The sequence below is a fragment of the Micromonospora sp. B9E7 genome (assembly GCF_039871815.1).
Classification (GTDB): Bacteria; Actinomycetota; Actinomycetes; order Mycobacteriales; family Micromonosporaceae; genus Micromonospora.
In genome coordinates this window covers 173649-196395 of sequence record NZ_JBDPLX010000007.1, presented here as the reverse complement: position 1 = coordinate 196395, position 22747 = coordinate 173649, and the positions used below count along the sequence as shown (strand labels likewise).

20 protein-coding genes are annotated in these 22747 nt (G+C 72.5%); 9 read left to right on the top strand and 11 right to left on the bottom strand.

Annotated elements, in window-relative coordinates; genetic code table 11:
• Window positions 1-10: 10 nt before the first annotated feature.
• The 4 genes from ABGB10_RS14270 (at window position 11) to ABGB10_RS14255 (ending at window position 5236) form a co-directional block, all read left to right on the top strand.
• Window positions 11-1018, top strand: a complete 1008-nt coding sequence (locus tag ABGB10_RS14270) for a cytochrome d ubiquinol oxidase subunit II (protein ID WP_347661350.1) — start codon at window positions 11-13, stop codon at window positions 1016-1018.
• Window positions 1015-2691: a thiol reductant ABC exporter subunit CydD gene (cydD, locus tag ABGB10_RS14265; RefSeq protein ID WP_347661349.1), complete on the top strand. Its 1677-nt coding sequence runs from the start codon at window positions 1015-1017 to the stop codon at window positions 2689-2691. Before ABGB10_RS14270 ends, cydD begins: the two co-directional genes overlap by 4 nt.
• Window positions 2688-4493, top strand: coding sequence for a thiol reductant ABC exporter subunit CydC (gene cydC / locus ABGB10_RS14260; protein ID WP_347661348.1), 1806 nt, complete (start codon window positions 2688-2690; stop codon window positions 4491-4493). Before cydD ends, cydC begins: the two co-directional genes overlap by 4 nt.
• Before the next feature lie 68 nt (window positions 4494-4561).
• On the top strand, window positions 4562-5236 hold the full coding sequence (locus ABGB10_RS14255; RefSeq protein WP_347661347.1) for a permease prefix domain 1-containing protein: 675 nt from the start codon (window positions 4562-4564) through the stop codon (window positions 5234-5236).
• A 47-nt stretch (window positions 5237-5283) separates the two neighbouring features.
• On the opposite strand, the gene ABGB10_RS14250 is transcribed toward ABGB10_RS14255, so the two are convergent.
• Window positions 5284-5625 carry a helix-turn-helix transcriptional regulator gene (locus ABGB10_RS14250; RefSeq protein ID WP_347661346.1) on the bottom strand — a complete coding sequence of 114 codons (342 nt, stop codon included), beginning with the start codon at window positions 5623-5625 and terminating at the stop codon, window positions 5284-5286.
• Between the two features lie 160 nt (window positions 5626-5785).
• Between ABGB10_RS14250 and ABGB10_RS14245 the strand changes: the two genes are divergently transcribed.
• Together ABGB10_RS14245 and ABGB10_RS14240 are read left to right on the top strand one after the other, a co-directional pair.
• Window positions 5786-6748 carry a DNA primase gene (locus tag ABGB10_RS14245; RefSeq protein ID WP_347661345.1) on the top strand — a complete coding sequence of 321 codons (963 nt, stop codon included), beginning with the start codon at window positions 5786-5788 and terminating at the stop codon, window positions 6746-6748.
• Between the two features lie 39 nt (window positions 6749-6787).
• Window positions 6788-9214: a transposase gene (locus ABGB10_RS14240; RefSeq protein ID WP_347661465.1), complete on the top strand. Its 2427-nt coding sequence runs from the start codon at window positions 6788-6790 to the stop codon at window positions 9212-9214.
• A gap of 264 nt (window positions 9215-9478) precedes the next feature.
• Here the strand turns inward: ABGB10_RS14240 and ABGB10_RS14235 are convergent, their stop codons facing one another.
• The 4 genes from ABGB10_RS14235 to ABGB10_RS14220 all read right to left on the bottom strand — a co-directional run bounded on the left by ABGB10_RS14235 (window position 9479) and on the right by ABGB10_RS14220 (window position 14559).
• On the bottom strand, window positions 9479-10072 hold the full coding sequence (locus tag ABGB10_RS14235; RefSeq protein ID WP_278137435.1) for an ATP/GTP-binding protein: 594 nt from the start codon (window positions 10070-10072) through the stop codon (window positions 9479-9481).
• Window position 10073: 1 nt separating this feature from the next.
• Window positions 10074-10451: a DUF742 domain-containing protein gene (locus tag ABGB10_RS14230; protein ID WP_030329021.1), complete on the bottom strand. Its 378-nt coding sequence runs from the start codon at window positions 10449-10451 to the stop codon at window positions 10074-10076.
• 98 nt (window positions 10452-10549) lie between these two features.
• Window positions 10550-10954, bottom strand: coding sequence for a roadblock/LC7 domain-containing protein (locus tag ABGB10_RS14225; protein ID WP_030329023.1), 405 nt, complete (start codon window positions 10952-10954; stop codon window positions 10550-10552).
• Window positions 10951-14559 (bottom strand): nitrate- and nitrite sensing domain-containing protein, encoded by a 3609-nt coding sequence (locus ABGB10_RS14220; protein WP_347661344.1) that lies wholly within the window; start codon window positions 14557-14559, stop codon window positions 10951-10953. The genes ABGB10_RS14225 and ABGB10_RS14220 overlap by 4 nt, the downstream gene beginning before the upstream one ends.
• Window positions 14560-15019: 460 nt before the next feature.
• On the opposite strand from ABGB10_RS14220, the gene ABGB10_RS14215 reads away from it, so the two are divergent.
• Window positions 15020-15355 carry a hypothetical protein gene (locus tag ABGB10_RS14215; protein WP_347661343.1) on the top strand — a complete coding sequence of 112 codons (336 nt, stop codon included), beginning with the start codon at window positions 15020-15022 and terminating at the stop codon, window positions 15353-15355.
• A gap of 5 nt (window positions 15356-15360) precedes the next feature.
• Here ABGB10_RS14215 and ABGB10_RS14210 read toward each other — a convergent pair whose 3' ends face one another.
• Complete coding sequence (locus tag ABGB10_RS14210) at window positions 15361-16434, bottom strand: adenosine deaminase (protein WP_347661342.1); 1074 nt, start codon at window positions 16432-16434, stop codon at window positions 15361-15363.
• Between the two features lie 45 nt (window positions 16435-16479).
• Window positions 16480-16896, bottom strand: coding sequence for a PPOX class F420-dependent oxidoreductase (locus ABGB10_RS14205; RefSeq protein ID WP_347661341.1), 417 nt, complete (start codon window positions 16894-16896; stop codon window positions 16480-16482).
• Window positions 16897-16954: 58 nt separating this feature from the next.
• Between ABGB10_RS14205 and ABGB10_RS14200 the strand changes: the two genes are divergently transcribed.
• Complete coding sequence (locus ABGB10_RS14200) at window positions 16955-17443, top strand: MarR family transcriptional regulator (RefSeq protein WP_347661340.1); 489 nt, start codon at window positions 16955-16957, stop codon at window positions 17441-17443.
• A 1-nt stretch (window position 17444) separates the two neighbouring features.
• Window positions 17445-18437, top strand: coding sequence for a putative RNA methyltransferase (locus ABGB10_RS14195; protein WP_347661339.1), 993 nt, complete (start codon window positions 17445-17447; stop codon window positions 18435-18437).
• A 2-nt stretch (window positions 18438-18439) separates the two neighbouring features.
• Here ABGB10_RS14195 and ABGB10_RS14190 read toward each other — a convergent pair whose 3' ends face one another.
• The 4 genes from ABGB10_RS14190 to ABGB10_RS14175 form a co-directional block, all read right to left on the bottom strand.
• On the bottom strand, window positions 18440-19120 hold the full coding sequence (locus ABGB10_RS14190; protein ID WP_347661338.1) for a DUF4272 domain-containing protein: 681 nt from the start codon (window positions 19118-19120) through the stop codon (window positions 18440-18442).
• Between the two features lie 111 nt (window positions 19121-19231).
• A complete protein-coding gene (locus ABGB10_RS14185; protein WP_347661464.1) occupies window positions 19232-20512 on the bottom strand; it encodes a thymidine phosphorylase in 1281 nt (426 codons plus the stop codon).
• A 70-nt stretch (window positions 20513-20582) separates the two neighbouring features.
• The gene (locus ABGB10_RS14180) at window positions 20583-21293 is read right to left on the bottom strand and encodes a cytidine deaminase (RefSeq protein ID WP_347661337.1); all 711 of its coding nucleotides are present in this window, start codon (window positions 21291-21293) and stop codon (window positions 20583-20585) included.
• A 172-nt stretch (window positions 21294-21465) separates the two neighbouring features.
• Window positions 21466-22746 (bottom strand): ABC transporter permease, encoded by a 1281-nt coding sequence (locus tag ABGB10_RS14175; protein ID WP_145786245.1) that lies wholly within the window; start codon window positions 22744-22746, stop codon window positions 21466-21468.
• Window position 22747: the final 1 nt, after the last annotated feature.

The window sequence follows — 22747 nt, the reverse complement described above, 5'->3', positions numbered from 1 at the left end:
GGAGAAGACCGTGGACCTCGCCTGGTACGCCCTGCTCGGCCTGTTCTTCGCCGGCTACCTGGTGCTCGCCGGTTACGACTACGGGGTCGGGCTGTTGCTCGCCCGAGGCGGCGGCGCGGCGCGGCGGCGGGAGGCGCTCACCGCGCTCGGCCCGTTCTTCCTCGGCAACGAGGTCTGGCTGGTGGCCGCCGTGGGCATCCTCTTCGGCGCGTTCCCGATGCTGGAGGGCGAGTTGCTCTCCGGCTGCTATCCGGCCGTCGCCGGTGCCCTGGTCGGCGTCATCCTGGTCACTGTCGGGGTGCAGTTGCGTAGCCGACCCGGCGACGAACGGATCCGCGCACGCTGGGACCGCGTCGTGGTGATCGGCAGCGCACTCGCCGCACTGGGCTGGGGTGTGGTGCTCGCCGCGCTGTTGCAGGGCGTGCCCCGGCAGGCCGACGGGCACGTCGCCGGGGTGTCGCACCTGGCCACCCCGTTCGCGGCTGCCGCCGGGCTGGCCATGGTCGCGCTGGTCGCGGTGCACGGCGCGACCTTCCTCGCCCTGCGCCTGCCGACCGACGCCGCCACCGTGGTCGGGCGCACGGCCCGCCGACTGGTGCCGGTGGCGCTCACCGCGGTCGCCCTGGCCACCGTCGTGGGCCTGCTCTCCGCCCGGGTACGCGACACCGTCCAGCGGCCGGCGGTGGCCGTACTCCTGCCGGTGCTGCTCGTGGCGGCGCTGCTGGCGGCCCACGCGGCGCTGGCGCGACGGCGGCCGGGGTGGGCCCTGGCCGCCACCGGCGCGGCCCTGGCGCTGCCGGTGGCGCTGGTCGGTGCCGCCCTCTGGCCCTACGTGCTGGTGTCCACGACCGACCCCGGCGCCTCACTGACCGTGGCCGACGCCGCCGCGAGCGCACCGACGCTGCGGCTGCTCGGCTGGGTGGCGCTGCCGCTACTTCCGGCCCTACTAGGCTTCCAGGCGATGTGCTGGTGGGTTTTTCGAGGACGGACCGACGGTAGGGCACCGGTGTACTGGTGAAGCGCCGTCCGTTCGACCCGCGTCTGCTACGCCGGGTCCCTGCGGCCCGGCGCGACCTTGCCGTGCTCGCGTTCCTGGGTGTGCTCGCCGCCGGGTTGATCGTGGCGCAGGCCACCGCCCTCGCAGCGGTGCTGGCCACCGCCTTCGACGGTCGGCTCGACCGACCGGCGCTGGGCGCCTTCGTGGTCGCGGTCGCCGCCCGCTCCGCGCTCGTCTGGGCACAGGGCACGGTCTCGGCACGGGTCGCCGCCACGGTCAAGGCCACGCTGCGCGCCGACCTGCTCGGCGCGGTCGGCCGACACGGGCCCGGCTGGGTGGCCGGGCAGCGGGCCGGCCAGGTCGCCACCCTGGCCGGGCGAGGGCTGGACGCACTGGACGCGTACTTCACCGGCTATCTGCCTCAGTTGGTGCTCAGCGTGACGGTGCCCGTGGCCGTGCTGGCCCGGGTCGTCTTCGCCGACTGGAGCTCGGCAGTGATCATCGCGCTGACCCTGCCGCTGATTCCGGTCTTCGGCGCGCTGCTGGGCTGGCAGGCACAGGCCGCCACCGAACGGCAGTGGCGGCGGCTCTCGTTGCTCGGCGGGCACTTCCTGGACATGGTCGCCGGGCTGCCCACGCTGCGGGCGTTCGGGCGGGCCCGGGCACAGACCGACGTGGTACGCCGGATGGCCGACGGCCACCGGGTCGCCACCATGAAGACGCTGCGGATCGCGTTCCTCTCCGCGCTGGTGCTGGAACTGGTCGCCACCCTCTCGGTGGCACTGGTCGCGGTGCCGGTCGGCATCCGGCTGCTCGGCGGCGGGCTGGCCCTGCAGACCGCGCTGCTGGTGCTGCTCCTCACCCCGGAGGCGTACCTGCCGCTGCGGGCCGCCGGCAGCCGCTTCCACGCCAGCATGGAAGGCCTCGCCGCGCTGGACGAGGCGCTGACCGTCTCGGCCGCGCCCGTCGCACCCCGGGCCGCCGAGGGCGCCACCACTCCGGACGCCCGGCGCGAGATCCGGTTCGAGGGGGTGACCGTGGCGTACGAACGGACCACCGCGCTGCGCGACGTCACCCTGACCATCCGGGCCGGCGAACGGATCGCCGTCATCGGCCCCAGCGGCGCCGGCAAGAGCACTCTGCTCGGCCTGCTGCTCGGCTTCGTGACCCCGACCACCGGCCGGATCACCGTGGGCGGGGTCGACCTCGCCACCGCCGACCCGGACGCATGGCGCCGGCAGCTCGCCTGGGTGCCGCAGCGGGCTCACCTCTTCGCCGCCTCGCTGGCCGACAACGTCCGGCTCGGCGCACCGGACACCCCGCCGGACGCCCTCGCCACCGCGGTGCGCGACGCCGCTCTGGACGACGTGGTGGCCGGCCTACCGGACGGCCTGGACACCCTGCTCGGCGAGCGCGGTCACGGGCTGTCCAGCGGGCAGCGGCAACGGGTGGCGCTGGCCCGGGCCTTCCTGCGGGACGCGCCGGTGGTGCTGCTCGACGAACCCACCGCCCGCCTGGACACGGCGGCCGAGGCGGTGGTGCTCGACGCCACCCGGCGTCTGGTCAGCGGGCGGACCGCGCTGCTGGTGGCGCACCGGCCGGCGCTGCTCGCCGATGCCGACCGGATCCTGCGTGTCGAGGACGGTCGGGTGACGGAGCTGACGCCCGAGCCGACCGGGAAGGCGGCCCGATGAGCGCGGTACCCGAGCCGGCCCCCGGGGACGCCGGGCCGGTCGTCGACGCGACACCGGCCGGGCGGGGCGCCGCCGAGCGGGCCGTGCTGCGGCTGGCCCGCCCGTATCTGGGCCGTCTGGTCGGTGCCGGGCTGCTCGCCGCCGCCACCGAGTTCGCCGGGCTCGCCCTGATGGCCACCGCCACCTGGCTGTTGATGAGCGCCGCCGGCCAGCCCCCACTGGACCGGCTCACCGTGGCGATCGTCGCGGTGCGGGCGCTGGCGATCGGCCGTGGCGTGTTCCGCTACACCGAACGGCTCGCCGGGCACGACGCGGTGCTCCGCATGATCACCGACGTCCGGGCTCGGGTCTTCGCCACCCTCGCGGCCCGCCGCGACGTCGCGCACCGGTCGGGGGACGTGCTGAGCCGGCTGGTCTCCGACGTCGAGGCCGTCCAGGATCTGCTGCTGCGGGTGCTGGTTCCCGGCTCGGCGGCGGCCCTGGTCGGTGTGCTGGCGGTGGCTGGTGCGGCGCTGATCTCGCCGTCCGCCGCCGGGGCGCTCACCGTCGGGGTGCTGGTCGCCGGGGTGGCGCTGCCCGCACTGGCCACCGCGGTCACCCGCCGCAGCGCGGCCCAGGTGGCCCCCCTGCGCGGCGCACTGGCCACCGACGCGATCGACCTCACCCACGGCGCTGCCGACCTGGCCGCGTTCGGAGCGACCGACGTCGCGCTGCGCGCCGCCGAGCAGCGCGCCCGTCAACTGGCCCGGTTGGAGCGCCGGCTGGCGGCCACCGGGTTCGCGGTGGACGCGGCCGGTGTGCTGACCGCCGGGCTGACCGCGGCGGCGGTGGTGCTGGCCGCGCTGGCCGCCGACGTGTCGGGTGTTCTGGTGGGTGTCCTGGCCGTCGGCGCACTGGCCGCCGTCGAGGTGACGCTGGCCCTGGTCACGGCGGCACGGCAGTGGACGCAGCTGCGGCCCGGCCTGGCCCGGGTGGCATCCCTGCTGGATGCGGGCACGCCGACTCCCCCACGCACCGACGGACCGGGCGACCTGGTCGGCCCGCACGAACTGCGCTTCGTCGACGTGACCGTGCGGTACCGGGCCGGCGCGGCACCCGCCCTGGACAGCGTCAGCCTGGACCTGCCCGCCGGGCGGAGGATCGCGGTGGTCGGCCCGAGCGGCGCCGGCAAGAGCACCCTGGCCGCCGTGCTGACCGGCACCGTCCGGCCCGGGTCCGGCCGGGTCACCCTCGACGGTCACGACCTTTCGGCGTACGCCGAGGAGACGCTGCCCCGGGCGGTCGGCGGTCTGCTGGCCGAGGCGTACGTCTTCCATGCCACGGTGCGGGAGAACCTGCTCCTCGGGCGGGCCGGTGCGGACGAGGAGGAGTTGACGGCGGCCACCGCCGCTGCCGGGCTGCTGGAGTGGGTACGCGCCCAGCCGGCGGGCTGGGACACGCTGGTCGGCGAGGAGGGCGGGCAGCTCTCCGGTGGCCAGCGGCAGCGTCTGGCGCTCGCCCGGGCCCTGCTCGCCGCGCCGCCGGTGCTGGTCCTCGACGAGCCCACCGAAGGTCTGGATCCGGCGGCGGCGGACGCGGTACTCGCGTCCGCTCTCGCCGCCACACCCGCCGCGCACACGGTGCTTCTGATCACCCATCGGCTCAGTGGGCTGGCCGAGCTGGACGAGATCGTCGTCCTCGACGGCGGTCGGGTGATCCAGCGCGGTCGGCACGCCGACCTGGTCGCCGTCCAGGGCTGGTACCGGGACCAGTGGCTGGTCCAGGCAGCGGCCGAACGGGGTTACCTGGCGCTCGCCCCCTGACCGGGCTCCGGGACGGACCAGGGTTCTCCCCGACGTCGGGGGTCGGGCTTCCATGGCAGGGTGGTGCCATGCCGCACCGCGAGGACGTGTTGGTCGACGAGCACCTGCGGGAGTTCGCCGCCCGGTTGCAGGGGCCGGCGCGACTCAAGTCCGACCTGTTGACCGAGGCCCGGCACGGGCTGCTGGACGCCGTGGAGGCGTACCGCGAAAGTGGGTTGCCGCCGACCGAGGCGCAGCGCCGGGCCGTGGTCGAGTTCGGCTCACCGGCGCAGCTCCTCGCCTCCTGGCAGACCGAGCTGGCGGCGGGCGCGCTGCGCGGGCTGTCCCTGCGGGTGCTGGCGATCGCCGGGGTGGGGATGGTCGCCGGCGATCTGACCTGGAAAGGGTCGAGCTGGAGCGACGGCCCACGCCCCCCGGCCGGTTACCTGCTGCTCTCCAACTCGGTCGACTGGATCTGGGCGGGCGCGCTGCTGCTCGCGGTGGCCGGTCTGCTGGTGGTCGCGGCGAGCGCCCGCTCGCCACGGCCGGGCCTGGCGCTGGCGCAGCGCGCGGTGGGTGCCGGCCTGACCGGGGTGCTGGCGCTGTCCATCCTCGCCGGCTGCGCCCTCTTCGGCTGGTCGCTCAACCTCTGGGATGCCGCGCTGCACTGGCCTCCGATGATCATCGGCGCGGTGCTGGTCGGCGGCGCCTACTTCTCGCTGACCCGTGCGGTGCGCGGTTGGTTGCTGGCCGTCGCCCGCTGAGCCAGGCCCACCCGTTCGGGCCCACCACTCGGCGGCTCCACCAGGGGTCAGGCCGGGGTGGTGGGTGGGTTGGCGGGGTCCAGGAACCGGCCGACGGTCAGTTGGAAGTCGTGCCAACCGGCGCGTTCCCCGGCCAGCGCCCGGCGGCCGGAGTCGGTGAGCTGGTACGTCCGCCGCTCCCGACCGTTGACCGTGCTCCAGGTGCTCGCCACGTGCCCGGCGCGCTCCAGGCGACGCAACGCCGGATAGATGGTGCCGGTGGGCAGATCGAGACTGCCGTCACTGCGCTCGCGCAGCGCCTCGATGATGGCGTAGCCGTGCAGCGCGCCCTGTTCGAGAACGGCGAGCAGCAGAGCGTCGAGGTGGCCGTGCAACGCCTGGGCCTTCATGCGTAGCAACGCTACTTGTCGGACGGCCGGTTCGCCAGCGCCCACCACCAGCAGGTCGGATCCGTGCGCCAAGCGGCCACCGGGGTGCGGGCATCGGTCACCCAGGTCCGCCGACTAGGGTATGTGCCCAGAGTCACTCGTCGGGCAGAGACCCCGGCGGGTGGGCAACCCGAAGCACACGGAGGTCAGCGTGGCCCGCCAGTCGCCCCAACGGCCCGACGCCGACGAGCCCGAGCTCGACGACACCACCGGCGCGGCCCAGCCAGACGAGATCGAGGAGACCGACCGCCCAGCGGTTCCGGTCGACCGTGCGCTCTGGGACGAGCTGCGCATCGATCCGGTGGAGATCGCCCTGCCCGCCGGCACCGGCTTCACGCTGCGGGCGTACCGGCCGGCCAGCTCGCTGACCCCGACCGACGCGACCGAGCGCGACCTGGACGACCCGTTCCTCGCCCGCCGTCAGGTGATCGAGGAGGAAGAGGACGACGAGACCGTCGTCATCCTCGACGAGGAGCTGGCCGAGGAGTTCGCCGACAGCGACGAGGACGAGTCGACGCGCCGCCGCCGCGACGGCGCCGCCGACACCGAGACCGCCGACGACGAGGCCGACGAGGACCTCACCGACGAGGCGGACGACGAGGAGGTGCCGGTCTTCCTCAGCAACAAGGGCAAGCTCCTGCTGTTCAAGACCCCCGAGTCGTTGGTCAGTTTCATCCGGTCCGGCGCCCCCAACGATCTGTCCCAACTGGACAGCTGGAATGAATTGTCCGAACGGGTGGAGCCGGCAGATATCGCGCCGCTCGACGAGGACACCTACGAGCTCGACCTCGTCGTGGAGAACCTGCGCGGCGGGCACGACACCTGGGATTCGACCCTGCTGATCGAGGCCGGCGAAGTCGCTCGTGACCTCTCGTACGCATTGCGGCTGCCTGCGGTGCTCGACATGCTCTCCGCCGGCTCCAGCCTCGACGATCTGGACGAGGCGCTGCGGGCCACCGCCAACGGTGGAATCGGCGCTTTCATGGGCCGGCGGCGGCTGAAGAAGATCGGGGCGCAGACCGCGAGTTTGGGTTGGCGGACCATTGTCGGCAAGATCTCTGCGGTGGTGGACTGGCGCGACTGACCCGTACCGGGGAGCATCAGTTGCTGGCAGAGGAAAGACCTGTCCCGGGAGGAGGACGACGCCGTGGCGCTCGTGCGCGTTTACTGCGGTCTGGCCTCGGCGGATCCGGCTGATCGACCGGCCTCCGCCGGCTCGACGCTGACGTCCGCTGTGGTCGACGACGCAGGCCGTCTGCTGCATGTCTGCGAGATCAGCGACGACGCCGCTGGCTACGCCCAGCTCGTCGCGCTGCTCGTGGAGCGGTCGGGCGGGCCGAGCGGTGCGGCCATCGCCGCCGACAGCGACGACCACACGGTCATCTCGCTGTTGAGCGCGGCGGGTCGGCCCCTGGCGATCGCCGACGACGACTCGGTGGACGACTTCGCCGAACGGTTCGCTGACGACGACTCCCTCGAGGAGATGCAGTCGCCTCCGGCCGAACGACGGGCCGTCGGCCTGGCCCGCGCGTTGCAGGCGGGCGCGCTCTCGGCGGTCACCCTGCCGGCACCCCGGGATCTCGCCGGCTACAAGCAGGTGCTCGCCGCGCACGCCGCGCTGGCCAGCGGTCGACACTCGGCCGCCGTGGCGCTGCGCGAGGTCCTTCGTGAGCTCTACCCGGCGGCCCTGCGGGCGTACCCGGATCCGGCCGAGCCGGTCTCACTGGCGGTGCTCGACGCGCTGCCCGAGCCGGGCATGCTCGGCGGCACCGTGGCGCGTGGCCGCGAGGTGTCGGTCGCCGCCGACGCCATCGCCGCGCATCTCGCCGCCGACGGGGTCGCCGACGCCGAGGAGATCAACGAGGCGGTCACCGCCCTGCGGGTCGCCATCTCCGAAACGCCCCGCCGCGCCGCGGTCAACCGGGCGCTCACCTCGGCGGTGGCCGAGACGGTCCGCCAGGCCGTCGCCTCGGTGCGGGCCTGCGACGCAGGGTGTGAAGCCCTGGTCAGTGCCCTCGGTTCACGGGTCACCACGCCTGCCCAGGCACCCGGCCGCCGCGCCGCCGCCCGCCGTGGCGAGTCGGTCGGTGAGCTGACCGGGATGACCGGCACCAGTGCCGGGCTACGTTCGGTCCGGCCCACCCCGCCCGCTGAGCCCGCACCCACCGTGGGCCGGCGCAGCCGTCCCGAGCCGATTCCCGGCAACGCTCCGGTGGCGTCGCCGCGCCCGCTCGGGCCGCCCCCGACCGCACCGGCTCCGGTCATGCCGCCGCCGGTCGCACCCGCACCGGTGGCCCCGGCCGCGATGGCCAAGCCCCCGGCGTCCACACTTCCCAGCCGCACCGAGCCGGCGCCCAGCCGGATCGACGGTCCGACCAACCGACCGGTCTCCTCGCCACCACCCCCACCGCCGGGGATCACCCCGATCGCACCCGCGCAACGCGGCACGGTGCCTCCGGCCGAGGCCGGCGAGCCGTTCCGGCCGACGCTTACCACCGCCGCGATCAACAACGCGCGGGCCGAACGGCAGCGTACGGTCATCCCGCCCCGCCCGAAGACCAACGGCGAACGGCCGAGCCACCTGCAACGCCCGGTCGACGAGCCGCCCACGGGCGGGTTCAGCGCCACCGACCTCAGCATTCCGGTGCCGACCCCCCGGCCCGGCCAGGACGCTGCTCCCCCGGGATCCCGGGCCAACTGGCCGCTTGTCAACAACCCGGAGGACCCGGCCGACAGCTCGCCGAACAACCCGGTGGCCTACTCGTACGGCGGCAACCGCGGCATCGACGCCCCGACCGATCCGGGCCGCGCCGACGGTCGCGTGACCCCGCCCTGGTTGGCCGACGACCTGCCCCAGGAGCCGCCCATGCTGCGGCTGGTGGAGCCACCGCCGCTGGCTGACCGGGCGCTGCGAGAAGGGCTCAACCCGACCGCGGACCCGCACCTGGAGACGCCGCCGCTGCGGTTGGTCGACCGGGAGCAGGCTGCCCGTGGCGGCCGAGCGGCTGCGCGCCCCGACCGTGCCGCCGAGCACCGGCCGCCCCCCATGGAGCACCGGCCTCCCGCCATGGAGCACAGGCCGCCGCCGGTCGAGCACCGGCCGCCGCCGGTCGCCGACGAGGGCGACGGCGACCTGCTGATTTTCGCGCAGGCCAAGTCGGCCTGGTTCGTCGGCCAGGCCGAAGAGTCCGATCTGGACTGGTCGACCACTGCCGACACCGGCTGGCAGGCCGCAGAGCAGGCCGCCCGTCCCGCGGTGGGCGCCGAGACCAACGCCGGGTTGCCGAAGCGTGTTCCTCAGGCCAATCTGGTCCCGGGTTCCCCGCTGCGCGAGGAGCGTCCATTGCGGATAGTGCGCGATGCGGCAAGTCTCGCGGAGAACACCACCGGCTACTTCCGTGGCTGGCGTCGTGGCCAGGAGATCGGCGGTTTCGCGGTGGGCGGACGGCCCGGTCGCGAGGCGGCCGGTGGCTGGGACTTCAGCCGCGACCACGGGGACCGCGACGACGACCGGGAGTACGAGTACCGCTCCGCCGGTTACCAGTCCTGAGCGTCGCTCTCACGTACGCGTTCCTTCCGCCCCCAGTCCCGGTGTACCGGCTGGGGGCGGAAGTGCGTTCAGGAGCCAGCTGAACGGCACGGCGGCACGCACCCAGCCACCGGCCAGGCCCCATCAGGCGCCAACGCAAGAGATCTTGGAAGGAAACCGCCCCCGGAGGGGCCGATACCTTCCAAGATCTCTGGGGTCGCGCGGCGGGCAGCATTCAGCGCCCGGTGGCGGCCAGGGCCACCACCGGGCGCGGGAGCGTCCCGATCAGGCCGGGGCGACGGCGCGCGTACGGCGCATGGTGAGCACGTACTCGACCAGCGAGATCAGCACGTGCTTCGTCGACTCCCGGTTACGGGCGTCGCAGGCCACCACCGGCACGTCGCTGGAGATCGCCAAGGCGTCCCGAACGTCCTGCGGGTCGTGGTACTGCATCCCGTCGAAGCAGTTGATCGCCACCAGGTACGGGAGGCGTCGGTGCTCGAAGAAGTCGATCGCCGCGAAGCAGTCGGCCAGCCGGCGAGTGTCCACCAGCACGACCGCGCCGATGGCACCCCGAACCAGTTCGTCCCACATGAACCAGAATCGGGTCTGACCCGGCGTACCGAACAGGTACAGGATCAGGTCACGGTCGATCGAGATCCGGCCGAAGTCCATGGCCACCGTGGTCGTCGTCTTGCCCGGCACCTGCCGGGTGTCGTCGACGCCCACGCCAGCCGAGGTCATGATGGCCTCGGTGGTCAGCGGCGTGATCTCCGAGACCGAGCCGACCAGCGTCGTCTTACCGACGCCGAATCCACCGGCGATAACGATCTTCGCCGACGTCACGCGGCCGCTCGGGCTCGGCGGGCGGTGCGACATGTCAGAGCCTGCGAAGTCCACTCAGCACCCTCTCCAGCAGTTCAGTGCCCACCGCGTCGTCGGAGTCGTCCAGGATGGTCGGCTCGTGGACCGCGACCAGGCCGTCGGTCGCCATGTCGGCGATGAGCACCCGGGCCACGCCGAGCGGGAGCTGCATCCGCGCCGCGATCTCCGCGAGCGATTGCACGCGTCCGTCACACAGCGCGGCGATGTACTGGTGTTCGCGGCCCTGGCCGCCGTTGCCATTGGCAGCGGCCCGACCGCGCACCGTCGTCTCGACGAGCGCCTCCAGCGCGATGTCGAGCCGGGGACGGGTACGACCACGGGTCACGGCGTATGGACGGACCAACGCTCCGGTCGGTTCGTCACGATCGGCCATCTCGCCGCTCACCTCCTTCGCACCCGTTACCGGCTCCCACCGGTGGAACCCGTCGTTGTTGTCCTTGCAATTGTGCCGACCTCACGATCGGCGAGTCGTCAACCCAACATGCCCGCAGCCGCACGCGGCTGCGGGGTCAGCGCGTCACCGACCCGGTCGACCAGCAGCGCCATCTCGTAGCCGACCTGGCCCACGTCGGAGCTGCGAGCAGCCAGCACGGCGAAGGACGAGCCATCCGAGATGGACATCAGGAACAGGAAGCCATTGTCCATCTCCACGACGGTCTGCAACACCGCGCCTCCCTCGAAGCAGCGAGCTGCCCCCTGGGTCAGGCTGACCAGACCGGACGAGATCGCGGCGAGCTGGTCGGCCCGGTCGCGCGGCAGGTCCCGTGACGACGCCAGGAGTAGGCCGTCGGCCGAGACGGCGACCGCATGCGCGACACCGGGCACCCGGTCGGCGAAGTTGGCCAGCAGCCAACCAAGATCCTGAGTAGTTGTCATCCTTCTTGCTCCTTCTGCCCGCTCCCGGCCACCGGGCCTGAGCCAGACTGCGAGGATTGCCCTCCCGAAGTCGCCTCCGGGTTGGTCGGGTTGTCCGAGGTGCTACGCCCTCGCTGCACGCCCCGGTGGTAGGCGGAGAGCAGGCCACGGACCGCCTCCGGGGAGCGCCGCTGGACCGAGGTGGTGGGCTTCTCCACCGCACCCGGCACCAACTGCGCCATCGGCTTGCGCTTCGGCAGACCGGTCGTGGTGGTCTCGCTCACCGGCGCCGCGTCAGCCGCTGCCGAGGCAGCACGCCAGCCGTCGTCGGCTGCGGTCTGCCAGCCGTTGGTCTGTGGTTGGGGCCGGCGGTTCGGCAGGCTCTCAGCAAGGCTCGGGCGTCCGCCCTCGTTCGCTGTGGAGCCGTTGCCCCGCGGCGCTCCTCCGGCCATCGGAGTGTCTGCCATCGGTGTGTTACCTGTCGTCCCGGGTGGTGTCTTGTGGACTGCCTGACCGGTGGCCTCGACTGTGGCGAACTGCTGGGTAGCGTTGTCGCCGTTCTTCGCCGGCTGGGCACCGGCGGCGCCCTCCTCCGAACCCGGGCGGCGAGTACGGAACCAGGCCGACTCGAGCTCCCGGAAGATCGGCAGCTCCATCGTCTCGTCCGCGTACCGCTGGCGGTTCTGCGCCTGCGGTTGCTGCGGAGCCGGCCGACTCTGCGGAGCTGGAGCCGGCACCGGGGCCGGAGGCTGGACCGGAGCCGGAGGCTGGGCTGCTGCGGCCGACGGCTGCTCGCCGGGTCGCGGCACACGCGGCAGCTCCGTCGTCATGTCCAGAGCGGCGGCGAGCCGCTCAGGCACCGGCGGGGTCGCCGCGTCCCGGTCACCGTTCGGTACCGGCGGCCAGGCAGGGGGTGCCGGGGCTCCGGCGGCCTGCGCGGGCGGGGCCGACCGGGGCGCGAACCCGCTGAACGACTGGCTGGAGGCGGGCGGCACCGAGTACGGCTGAGCCGAGTACGGCTGCCCGGAAGCCGGCGACGCCGACACGGGCGAAGCGGACACCGGCGGACCGGCGTACGGCTGCCCGGAAGCCGGGGCGGCGGACACCGGCGGACCGGTGTACGGAGCACCCGAGTAGGGCTGCCCGGAGTACGGCTGGCCGGACGCCGGCGAGGCGGACACCGGCGCGCCGGAGTAGGGCTGCGCGGACACCGGGGGCGCCGAGTACGGCTGCGTCTCGGGGCTGCTCGGCAGCTGTCGAGGAATGGACGGCTGCTGGCCGGTGGTCGGGGTGTCGTCCCCGGCGCGACGCTGCGGCAGCGGGTCGATCCCCTGGCCGTTGGCGGGCCGCGGAGTGAACCCGTCGCCACCGTTGACGCCGTTCGCCCCGGCCGCGCCGGTCAGATCGGACCAGGCCGGCATCGAGCGGTAGCCACCGGTGTTGGCAGGGGTGCCGGATCCGTTGCGCGAGGCCGGCTCGAACGGACGACCGCCGAGGGTGACCTGGTTGCCGGACTCGCTCGGACGAGGGCCGTTGCCCAGCGCCGGCAGCGCGCCGAAGACCGGGGCGGGCCCGTTCTGCTGTGGGCCGCCGGCCGCGGGCAGAGCCGGGGGCTGCTGCACCCGACCGGAGAGCGCCCGGGGCACCAGCACCGAGGTGGGCAGGGTCACCTCCGCGACGGTCCCACGGTCGGAGCCGGGGCGGAGCTCGACCCGGACGCCGTGCCGGGACGCCAGCCGGGCGACCACGACCAGGCCCATCATCCGGGAGACGGCCACGTCCACCTGCGGCGGCGTCGCGAGCCGCTCGTTGAGGTCGTGCAGCTGGTCGGCGCTGATGCCGATGCCGCGGTCCTCGACGTAGAGCGAGGACCGGTCGCCGACCCGGCGGGCCTCGACCATGACCTGCGAGTCGGGCGGAGAGAACGCGGTGGCGTTGTCGAACAGCTCGGCGACGAGGTGCACCAGGTCGTTGACCGCGTGCGCGGCGACCTCGATGTCGCGGTCGATGACGCCGAACTCGATCCGGGTGTAGTGCTCGACCTCGGACTGCGCGGCGCGCAGCACGTCGATGAGCGCGGCCGGCTCGCGCTGCACACGGGTGGAGTCGGCACCGGCGAGCACCAGCAGGTTCTCGTCGTTGCGGCGCATTCGGGTGGCCAGGTGGTCGAGCTGGAACAGCTCGGCCAGCCGGTCCGGATCCTCCTCGCCGCGCTCCAACCGGTCGAGGTGCCCGATGAGGCGGTCGACCAGGATCTGTGAACGGCGGGCCAGGTTGACGAACATGGTCGCGACGGAGGCGCGCAGTGCGGCCTGCTCGGCGGCCGTGCGGACGGCTTCCAGGTGGACGGCGTTGAACGCCTCGGTCACCTGGCCGAACTCGTCGCGGCTGCGGACCGGTAGCGGCTCGGCGATCTGGTTGGCCAGCTGCACCGGGGTGAGCTGGCCGACGACCTGCGGGTCACGCAGTCGGGCAACCGCCTGGGGCAGGCCGTACTGGGCCACGGAGAGGGCACCCTGTCGCAGTTCGCGCAGCGAACGGGCCATGGATCGGGCGACCAGGTACGCGAAGAGGATGGCCAGCAGCAGCATGCTGAGCAGCAGGCCGGTCTCCAGGAACACCTGGCGCTGGACGTCCGAGCGGAGGGCGTCGGCCTCGTTGACCACTTCGCGGTCGAGCTGCGTCTCGACGGTGCGGATCAGCTTCGCGTTGGCCGTCATCGCGGCTTCCCACTGGTCCGGGCCGAACGGCGCACCACGCATGTCGCCGGTGGTGTTGCCGTCGATCCAGCCGGTGTAGTTCTGCGCCTGCCGACGGTCGCCACCCGCGACCGTCTGGTCGTGGAACTTCGCGTCGTCCGGGGTGGCCACGGCCTTGAAGCTCTGCAACGCCTGTTGCTGGCCGGTGCCACTGGCGATGTAGTCGGTGCGCAGCGCCGGCGTGAGGCGCTTTCCGCCCTTCACGCCCAGCGCGCGGTGCACCACGACCCGGCGTACGGCGAGGAACTCCTTCTCGCGGGCGACTGCCGCGGCGGCACGCATCCGGTCGCTCAGGTCGTTGTCACCGGCGAGCTGCGTGGCCGAGTCACGGATGGCGAGCAGGTCGGTGATCAGGCCTTCGTACGCCTGCACGGTCTCGGTGAGCGCGAGCTTCCCGTTGAACACCTGGCTGCGGACGCCCGAAAGGTCCTGCAGGTTCTGGTCGATGCCGTCGAGCAGACCCTCGAGGCTGCTCGGCAGGTCCTCGACCTCGGCCCGCTGCTGCCGGTAGGGGATCGCGTCCTGGTCCACCCGGGCGTTCACCCGGTTGTAGGCCTCTTGGTACTGAGCCGTCGGCTGCGTCCCGTCCGCGCCCAGCAGCAGCACGGCGGCTGTCCGCTCGTCCTGCAGACTGTCGACCAGGTCACCCGAATAGCTCGACAGGTTCGCCAGGTCGCCGGCCCGGTTGGCATTGTTGAGCGTCTCCACGTGGTCGACCAGACCACTGGTGCCCACCACGACCGTGGCGATGGTCGGCACGATCATGATTAGACCGAGCTTGGACCAGATCGGCATGTCCCCGAGCCGGCTGGCCGGCCGGCGCAGCCGCGACAGGAGGGAGCCCGCCATCTTTGGCCGTTTGCTCACAACACCGCCCTCGCGATTACAGCTTCAACGCGTTGCCCCGGGCAACGCCCAGCGACCGACCCGGCGGGTCGGACCCCCGAGATTCCATCACGCCGGTCGGCAAGAAGAAAGCCCAGGTTGTCACCTGCCGAAGGTGTGATGAGATGTTGATGCGATTTGATAGCAGTCTGTCTGGCCGGAGTAACTGAAGGTAATGGAACATCCGCACCGCGTTGTCCTGCTCGCCGGCCCTTCGGGCTCCGGAAAGTCGTACATAGCGCAGCAAACCGGGTTACCGGTGCTCTGCCTGGACGACTTCTACAAAGACGGCGATGACCCTACGTTGCCGCGACGAAACGGCCAGGTGGATTGGGAATCTCCCCAGTCCTGGGACGCCTCCGCCGCGGTGGAAATCATTGCCCGACTTGCTCGTGAAGGCCGAGCCGATGTGCCGGTTTATGCGATCGGTGCAGACCGAAGGGTGTCCACCCGGCCATTTGATGTCGACGGATCGCCACTTTTCGTAGCCGAAGGGATCTTCGCCGCGGAGATCGTCGAGGAGTGCCGTCGCCGTGGGCTGCTCGCCGGGGCGTACGCGCTGCGTCGGCCGCGCGGGGCGACCTTCCTCCGTCGGCTGGCCCGCGACCTGTCCGAGCAGCGCAAGGCTCCCCGGGTGCTGGTCCGGCGGGGCGTGGCGCTGCTCCGGGCCGAGCCCGCGGTCCTGCGTCGGCAGACCGGGTTGGGCGCGGAGGCCGCCCGCGCCCGGGAGGTGCTGCGCCGGGTGGCCGGCCTGCTCGCCGGCCACCCGCACGGCTGAGGAGGTCAGGCCAGCAGCTTGGCGTACGCCGGCTTGATCACCTCATCGATGATCCGCAGCCGCTCGTCGAACGGGATGAACGCGCTCTTCATCGCGTTGATGGTGAACCACTGCAACTCCTTCCAGCCGTAGCCGAACGTGTCCACCAACAGCGACATCTCCCGCGACATGGAGGTGCCGCTCATCAGCCGGTTGTCGGTGTTGACCGTCACCCGGAAGCGCAGGTCCCGCAGCAGGCCGATCGGGTGGTCCGCGATGGAGGACACCGCTCCGGTCTGCACGTTCGACGAGGGGCACAGCTCCAGGGGAATCCGCTTGTCCCGGACGTACGCGGCCAGCCGACCGAGCGCGCCGTCGGGGGCGATGTCGTCGACGATCCGCACCCCGTGACCGAGGCGGTCCGCCCCGCACCACTGGATCGCCTGCCAGATGGAGGGCAGACCGAACGCCTCACCAGCGTGGATGGTGAAGTGGAAGTTCTCCCGCTGCAGGTACTCGAAGGCGTCCAGGTGTCGGGTGGGCGGGAAGCCCGCCTCGGCGCCGGCGATGTCGAAGCCGACCACCCCGGAATCCCGGTGCCGCACGGCCAGCTCGGCGATCTCCTGGGATCGGGCGGCGTGCCGCATCGCCGTGAGCAGTGTGCCCACCCGGATGGTGAGGCCCGCCTCGACGGCCTGCGCGGTGCCCTCGGCGAACCCGGCCAGCACCGCCTCGACCACCTCGTCCAGGCTGAGGTCCTGCTCCAGGTGCTGCTCCGGAGCGAAGCGCACCTCGGCGTAGACCACCCCGTCGGCCGCCAGGTCCAGGGCACACTCGCGGGCGACCCGCCGCAGCGCCGGTGCGGTCTGCATGACTGCCACGGTGTGCGCGAACGTCTCGAGGTAGCGCTCCAGGGAGCCGGAGTCGGCTGCGTCCGCGAACCAGCGTCCGAGCGCCTCGGGATCCGTGGCGGGCAGCTCGTGGCCCACCTCGGCGGCCAGGTCGACGATTGTCGCCGGCCGCAGCCCGCCGTCGAGGTGGTCGTGCAGCAGTGCCTTCGGAACCTTGACGATGTCCTCGTAGCGAATCGTTGCGACCATGCTCAGACCCTAGCCAGCCAGCTCCTGCCCATCCGACCAGGTCACTCATCCAGGCCAGCCGTAGACGCGGTCGACGGCAAGTCGGATGACCACGCGACCGTCGGCGACCATGGCGGCCCGGTACTCCGCCCAGTCGGGGTGCTCGCCACGAATGCGCCGGTAGACCTCGACCAGTTCCTCCACGGTGGCGTCGTCCTCGGTCCCGGCGGGTGGGGTGAGGGTCGCGGTGCCGTCTGCGACCGCGTACGCGCCACCGTCACCGGTCGTCACATGGAAGCTGGCCCGGGGGTCCCGGCGCAGGTTACGGGCCTTGGCCCGGTCGCCGACGGTCGAGCAGCGGAGGAGCCCCGGCTCGGCCAGGTAGTCGAGGTTCGACAGTTGGGGTCGGCCGTCGCGGCGAAGGGTGACCAGGACCCCACGCCCGCGTTCGCCGAAGAGCTGCCAGAGATCTTTCGTTGACATGTCATCGACCGTAGGGGGCATTTCGATGACATGTCAACGATCCGGATAGACTGGGGGCATGGACTCGCCCCGGTGGCTGGACGAGCGGGAGGACCGCGCGTGGCGTGGCTACCGCCGAATGCGTCGGCTGCTCGACCTGGAGCTGGCGCGGCAGTTGACGCAGGACAGCGGTCTCTCCGAGCCCGACTACGACGTGCTCTCCGACCTCTCCGAGTCACCGGAGGGACGCCTGCGCCTCCGCGAGCTGGCGGACCGGATGCTCTGGTCCCGTAGTCGGCTCTCACACCACCTCACCCGGATGCAGCAGCGCGGCCTGGTGACCCGCGAGGAGTGTGCCGACGACGCCCGGGGCTCGGTCGTCGTACTCACCCCGGCCGGTCGGCAGGCCGTCGAGTCCGCTGCCCCTGGGCACGTGGCCGCCGTCCGCCAGCACCTGATCGACCGGCTCACCCCGGCGGAGATCGACGCCCTCGGCGCGCTCACCCACCGGGTGGTCGACCACCTCAACGGGCGGACGCCCCACCCACGGCACGATCCGGAGGCCTGACGTGGACCCCCGCATCCTCGACCGACTGCGCTGTCCGGTCTGTGGCGAGCCACTGGCCGAGGTGACCGCCGGCACCGCCAGGGCGCTGCGCTGCCCGCGCCGGCACAGCTTCGACATCGCCCGCCAGGGTTACGTCAACCTGCTCGCCGGTCGCGCCCCGCACGTCGGCGACACGGCCGAAATGATCGCGGCCCGGGCGGACTTCCAGGCCGCCGGCCACTACGACGTCATCTCCGCCGCCCTCGCCGCCGCCGCGACGGACGCCGTCGACCGTCCAGGCACGACGAACGCCCCCCGCCCCCTGGGCTCTGCTCCCACCAAGGCAACGGTCTCCGACCAGGAGTGTCGCCTGGAGGTAAGCAGAGCAAAGGACACCACGGCAGCGGTACGGTCCGAGCCCTCGGCACCCGACGTCGACGCGTACCCCCTGGTGGTGGATGCCGGCGCCGGCACCGGCCGTTACCTCGGCGCGGTGCTGGCGGCGCTGCCGGACGCCGTTGGTCTGGCCCTGGACGTGTCCAAGCCGGCGCTGCGACGCGCGGCCCGCGCGCATCCCCGGGCCGCCGCCGCCCTCGCCGACACCTGGCAGCGGCTGCCGCTGGCGGACGCCTCGACGGCCGTGCTGCTGAACGTCTTCGCGCCGCGAAACGGCCCGGAGTTTCACCGGGTGCTCGATCCGGCCGGCACTCTGCTCGTGGTCACGCCGGACAACGACCACCTCGCCGAGTTGGTGGACGCGCTCGACCTGCTCCGGGTGGACCCGGAGAAGGCGGACCGGGTGACCAGCAGCCTGGACGGGCACTTCACACCGGTCAGCTCCACGGTGCACCGGGCGGAGCTGACGCTGACCCGGACGGAGGCCGCCAGCCTGGTCGGGATGGGCCCGAGCGCGTGGCACACCGATCGCGCCGCCCTCACCGAGCGGCTGACCGCACTGCCCGAGCCCGTCCGGGTGACCGTGGCGGTCCGGGTGGCCGCGTACCGACCTCGCTGAACTCAGGTGGAGAGGTCGACCTCTTCCCAGCCCGGGGGCTCGTCGTGGTACGGCCCGCGCAGGATCACCGCCCACTCCAGTGCCCAGCGCCGCTGCCCGATCGCGTTCGCGTCGACCAGGCCCGGTGCCCTCCGGCCGTCGCGCTCGGTCTCCAGATAGGCCCAGTCCAGGCAGTAGTGCAGGTCGAGCAGCGCCGCCGCGTCGGCCGGGTGCTGCGGCGCCGTGAGGATCCGGGAGCGCCAGTGCGGGAAGGTCTCCCCTCCGGCGATGTGCGGCAGCCGTTCGACCAGCCGCTCGTCGACGGCCAGGGTGGGGTCGAGCTGCTTGCTCAACCCGAGCACCCAGGCCAGCGCGAAGAGCGCGTCGTGGTGCAGCACGAACGACCGATGGTCCCCCTTGCCGCCCATCACGAACTGCCACTCCGGCGGGGTCACCATCTCCACCAGGTGTGAGCCGAGCAGCCAGCTCATCGCCGCCTGCGGGGGCATCCCGAAGCACCGGGCCAGGATCAGGTGCAGCACGGCGATCCGGGCCTCGATCTCCGCCGTGGGGCGCAGCTCGATCGCGTCACCCGGCTCCCACACCAGCGGGAACTGGGCCGGCGGCAGCGGCAGGCCGAGCCGGGACAGCTCGTCCAGACTCGCCTCGCGCACCTCACGTGGGTCGGGGGCAGCAACGCTCACGGCGGATCTTCCTGTCTGCTCGCGCCGGCGCACGGCCGGTGGTCCCCCCTTGGCCTGCGACAATAGCGCTCCCAGGTGACCGGCACCATGCCCACCCCGGCCCCGGTTCGATCAGCCGATGCGCTCGATGACCAGCGGCGTCGACGCCGGAGCCGTCGGCGCGACGCGCACCGCGGTCGCGGCCTCCGCCAACGCCGCCGGGATCCGCGTCGCGTCCTCGGCACGCAACTCGTAGAGGGCGTCACCGGCCCGCACCGGGTCACCCGGCCGCTTGTGCAGCACCACACCGGCCGGCACGCTGACCGGGTCCTCCTTGCGGGCCCGACCCGCGCCGAGCCGCCACGCCGCAACCCCCATGGCGTACGCGTCGACGGCGGCGACGTGTCCGTCCTGCTCGGCGCGGACCACCTCGACCTCGGCGGCCTCGGGCATCGGCGCGTCCGGGTCGCCTCCCTGCGCCCGGATCATCGCCCGCCAGGAGTCCATCGCCCGACCGTCGCGCAACGCCGCCGCCGGGTCGGCGTCGGGCAGGCCCGCGGCGTCGAGCATCTCCCGGGCCAGGGCGAGGGTCAGCTCCACCACGTCGGCCGGCCCACCGCCGGCCAGCACCTCCACCGACTCGGTCACCTCGACGGCGTTGCCGATCGCCAGGCCGAGCGGGGTGGACATGTCGGTGAGCAGGGCGACCGTCCGGACGCCGTGCGCGCCGCCCAACTCGACCATGGTGCGAGCCAGCTCGCGGGCCTGGTCGACGGACTTCATGAAAGCGCCCGAGCCGACCTTGACGTCGAGGACCAGCGCCCCGGTGCCCTCGGCGATCTTCTTGCTCATGATCGAGCTGGCGATCAGCGGGATCGCCTCCACCGTGCCGGTCACGTCGCGCAGCGCGTACAGCTTGCGGTCCGCCGGTGCGAGCCCCGCGCCGGCCGCGCAGATCACCGCGCCGACCTCGTCCAGTTGCTTGATGAACTCGTCGTTGCTCACCGTGGCCCGCCAGCCCGGGATGGACTCCAACTTGTCCAACGTGCCACCGGTGTGCCCGAGGCCCCGGCCGCTCAACTGCGGTACGGCCGCGCCGCACGCCGCCACCAGCGGAGTGAGCGGCAGAGTGATCTTGTCGCCGACGCCTCCGGTGGAGTGCTTGTCGACGGTCGGCCGGCGTACCGCCGAGAGGTCCAACCGCTCGCCGCTGGCGATCATCGCGGCGGTCCACCGGGCGATCTCCGGCCCGGTCATGCCGTTGAGCAGGATCGCCATCGCCAGCGCGGACATCTGCTCGTCCGCGACAGCCCCGCGGGTGTACGCGTCGACCACCCAGTCGACCTGCGCGTCCGACAGCACCCCGCCATCCCGCTTGACCCGAATGACGTCAACAGCAGCAAAACTCATCAGAAGATCTTTCCTAGTCGTAGGGATCAAGCCTGACCGCCCGGATCCGGGCACGGTCGGCCCAATCCCCACCTCAAGAAGCAGACCAGCGCACCGGGATCTCAGCCGGCGGCTCACCCTCACCGGCCCAGAAGATCGTGCCGGTCTCGTCCACCACCACGACCCGGGGCGTGCGTGCCATCCCCCAGGTGATCGCCTCGGCCGGATCATCCCAGCTCGGGGCCTCCTCCAGCACACCGGTCTCGGCACCCGCGTCGTCCCCGGCGGAGCGTTCCCAGTACGCCGTCCAGACCTGCCGGCCGGCGGACATGTCCGCGTGCACGAAGACGGTGCCGCGCCCGCGCCACGCGGCCAGCCGCTCCGGGACCACCGGCACCGGCGTCTCCCCGGTGACGGCTTCCAGGTCCTCCACGCCGAAGGCGTGCGGCAGCAGCTCGGCCATCCGCAGGGGGTTGCTCCTGGTCTCGATCAGGCACTCCGGGCCGCCGTGCTCCCAGAGCAGCTGACGGCAACGGCCGCACGGCATCAACGGCTCGCCGGTGGCGTCGACGCAGGACAGCGCGACGAGGCGACCGCCGCCGGTGGCGTGCAGGCTGGAGACCACCCCACACTCGGCGCAGAGCGTCACCCCGTACGCGGCGTTCTCCACGTTGCAGCCCACCACCACGCGGCCGTCGTCGACCAGCGCGGCGGCGCCCACCGGGAACGTCGAGTACGGCGCGTACGCGTGCCGCATCGCGTCGGTGGCGGCGGCGCGCAACCGCGCCCAGTCAATGTCGGTCATGCCGCCATTCTGCCCAGGTAGCCCAGGTCAGCAGCCCTCGGGGTACTACCGCTCCCGAGGAGGAGCGCCGACCCGCCGACTCCGTCGATCATGCAGTTGTGGTGGGCGACAGGTGCCACTTTGCGCCTTTTGTGAGGCGCCACAACTCCATGATCGACGGACCGGTGGTCGGTCAGCCCTTGATGTACGGCTTGCCGTCGGCGGCCGGTGCGCGGACCCGGCCGACCAGCCCGGCGACGGCCAGGATGGTCGCCAGGTAGGGCAGCATGGCCAGGAACTGGCTGGGGATCGAGCTGCTGATCGCGCCCAGGTAGGTGGCGAGCTGGTCGGCGAAACCGAAGAAGAGCGCGGCCAGGAGCGCGCCGGTCGGGTTCCACCGGCCGAAGATCAACGCGGCCAGCGCGATGAAGCCCTTACCGCCGATCATGTTCTTGGTGAACGAGTAGAGCGCCAGCGTGTAGGAAGCGCCACCGATACCGGCGACGACTCCGGCCAGCAGCACGTTGCGGTAGCGGACCCGCAGCACCTTGACGCCGAGCGTGTCGGCGGCGATCGGGTGCTCGCCGACCGAGCGGGTACGCAGGCCCCACCGGGTACGGAAGAGCCCGATGTGGATCACCAGCACGAGCAGCAGCCCGAGGTAGAGGAAGATGTTGCCGCGGAACAGCGCCGGCCCGAGCACCGGGATGTCCTTCAGCAGCGGGATCTCCCAGTTACTGAAGCGCGGCGCGCTGTTGTATTTCGCCGCGTCGGTCTGCATCAGCCGCTCGTAGAGGAAGCCGGTGACACCGACCGCCAGCAGGTTCAGCACGATGCCCATGACGACCTGGTCGACCAGGTAGCGGATGGCGAAGACCGCCAGCAGCAGCGAGATGAACGCGCCGCCGATGGCGGCGGCGACCAGGCCGACCCAGACGCTGCCGGAGATGCTGCCGAACAACGCACCACTGAAGGCGCCCATCAGCAGTTGGCCCTCGATGGCCACGTTGACCACGCCGGAGCGTTCGCAGAGCACCCCGGCGAGCGCGCCGAAGATCAGCGGCAGGGCCAGGATGAACGTACCCCGGATGATGTTGACCAGCGGCATGAAGTTCTGTCCGGCCGGCGCGGCGGAGACCTGCCAGCAGAGGAACGAGAGCACGAAGGCGACCAGCCCGACCCCGAGCACGAGGAGGAACCACCGCTTCGGCACCCCGGCGAGCAGCGCCGCGCCGGCGGCGATCGTGATGATCCCGAACAGGATCGCCCCGATCGTGCCGTTGATCTCCAACGCGGCGCCGGCCGCGTCGTCGCTGAGCGTGAACCGGGCCTGCTGGTTGGTGGCGAGCGCACCGAAGAGCACCGCCGCCAGCAGGCCGAGCCCCAGCAGGGTGAGGCCGACCTTGCGGCTACGGGTCCAGAAGCCCTCGTCGACCGGCGCGACGGCGATGTCGGGGACAGCCATGGTGGACATG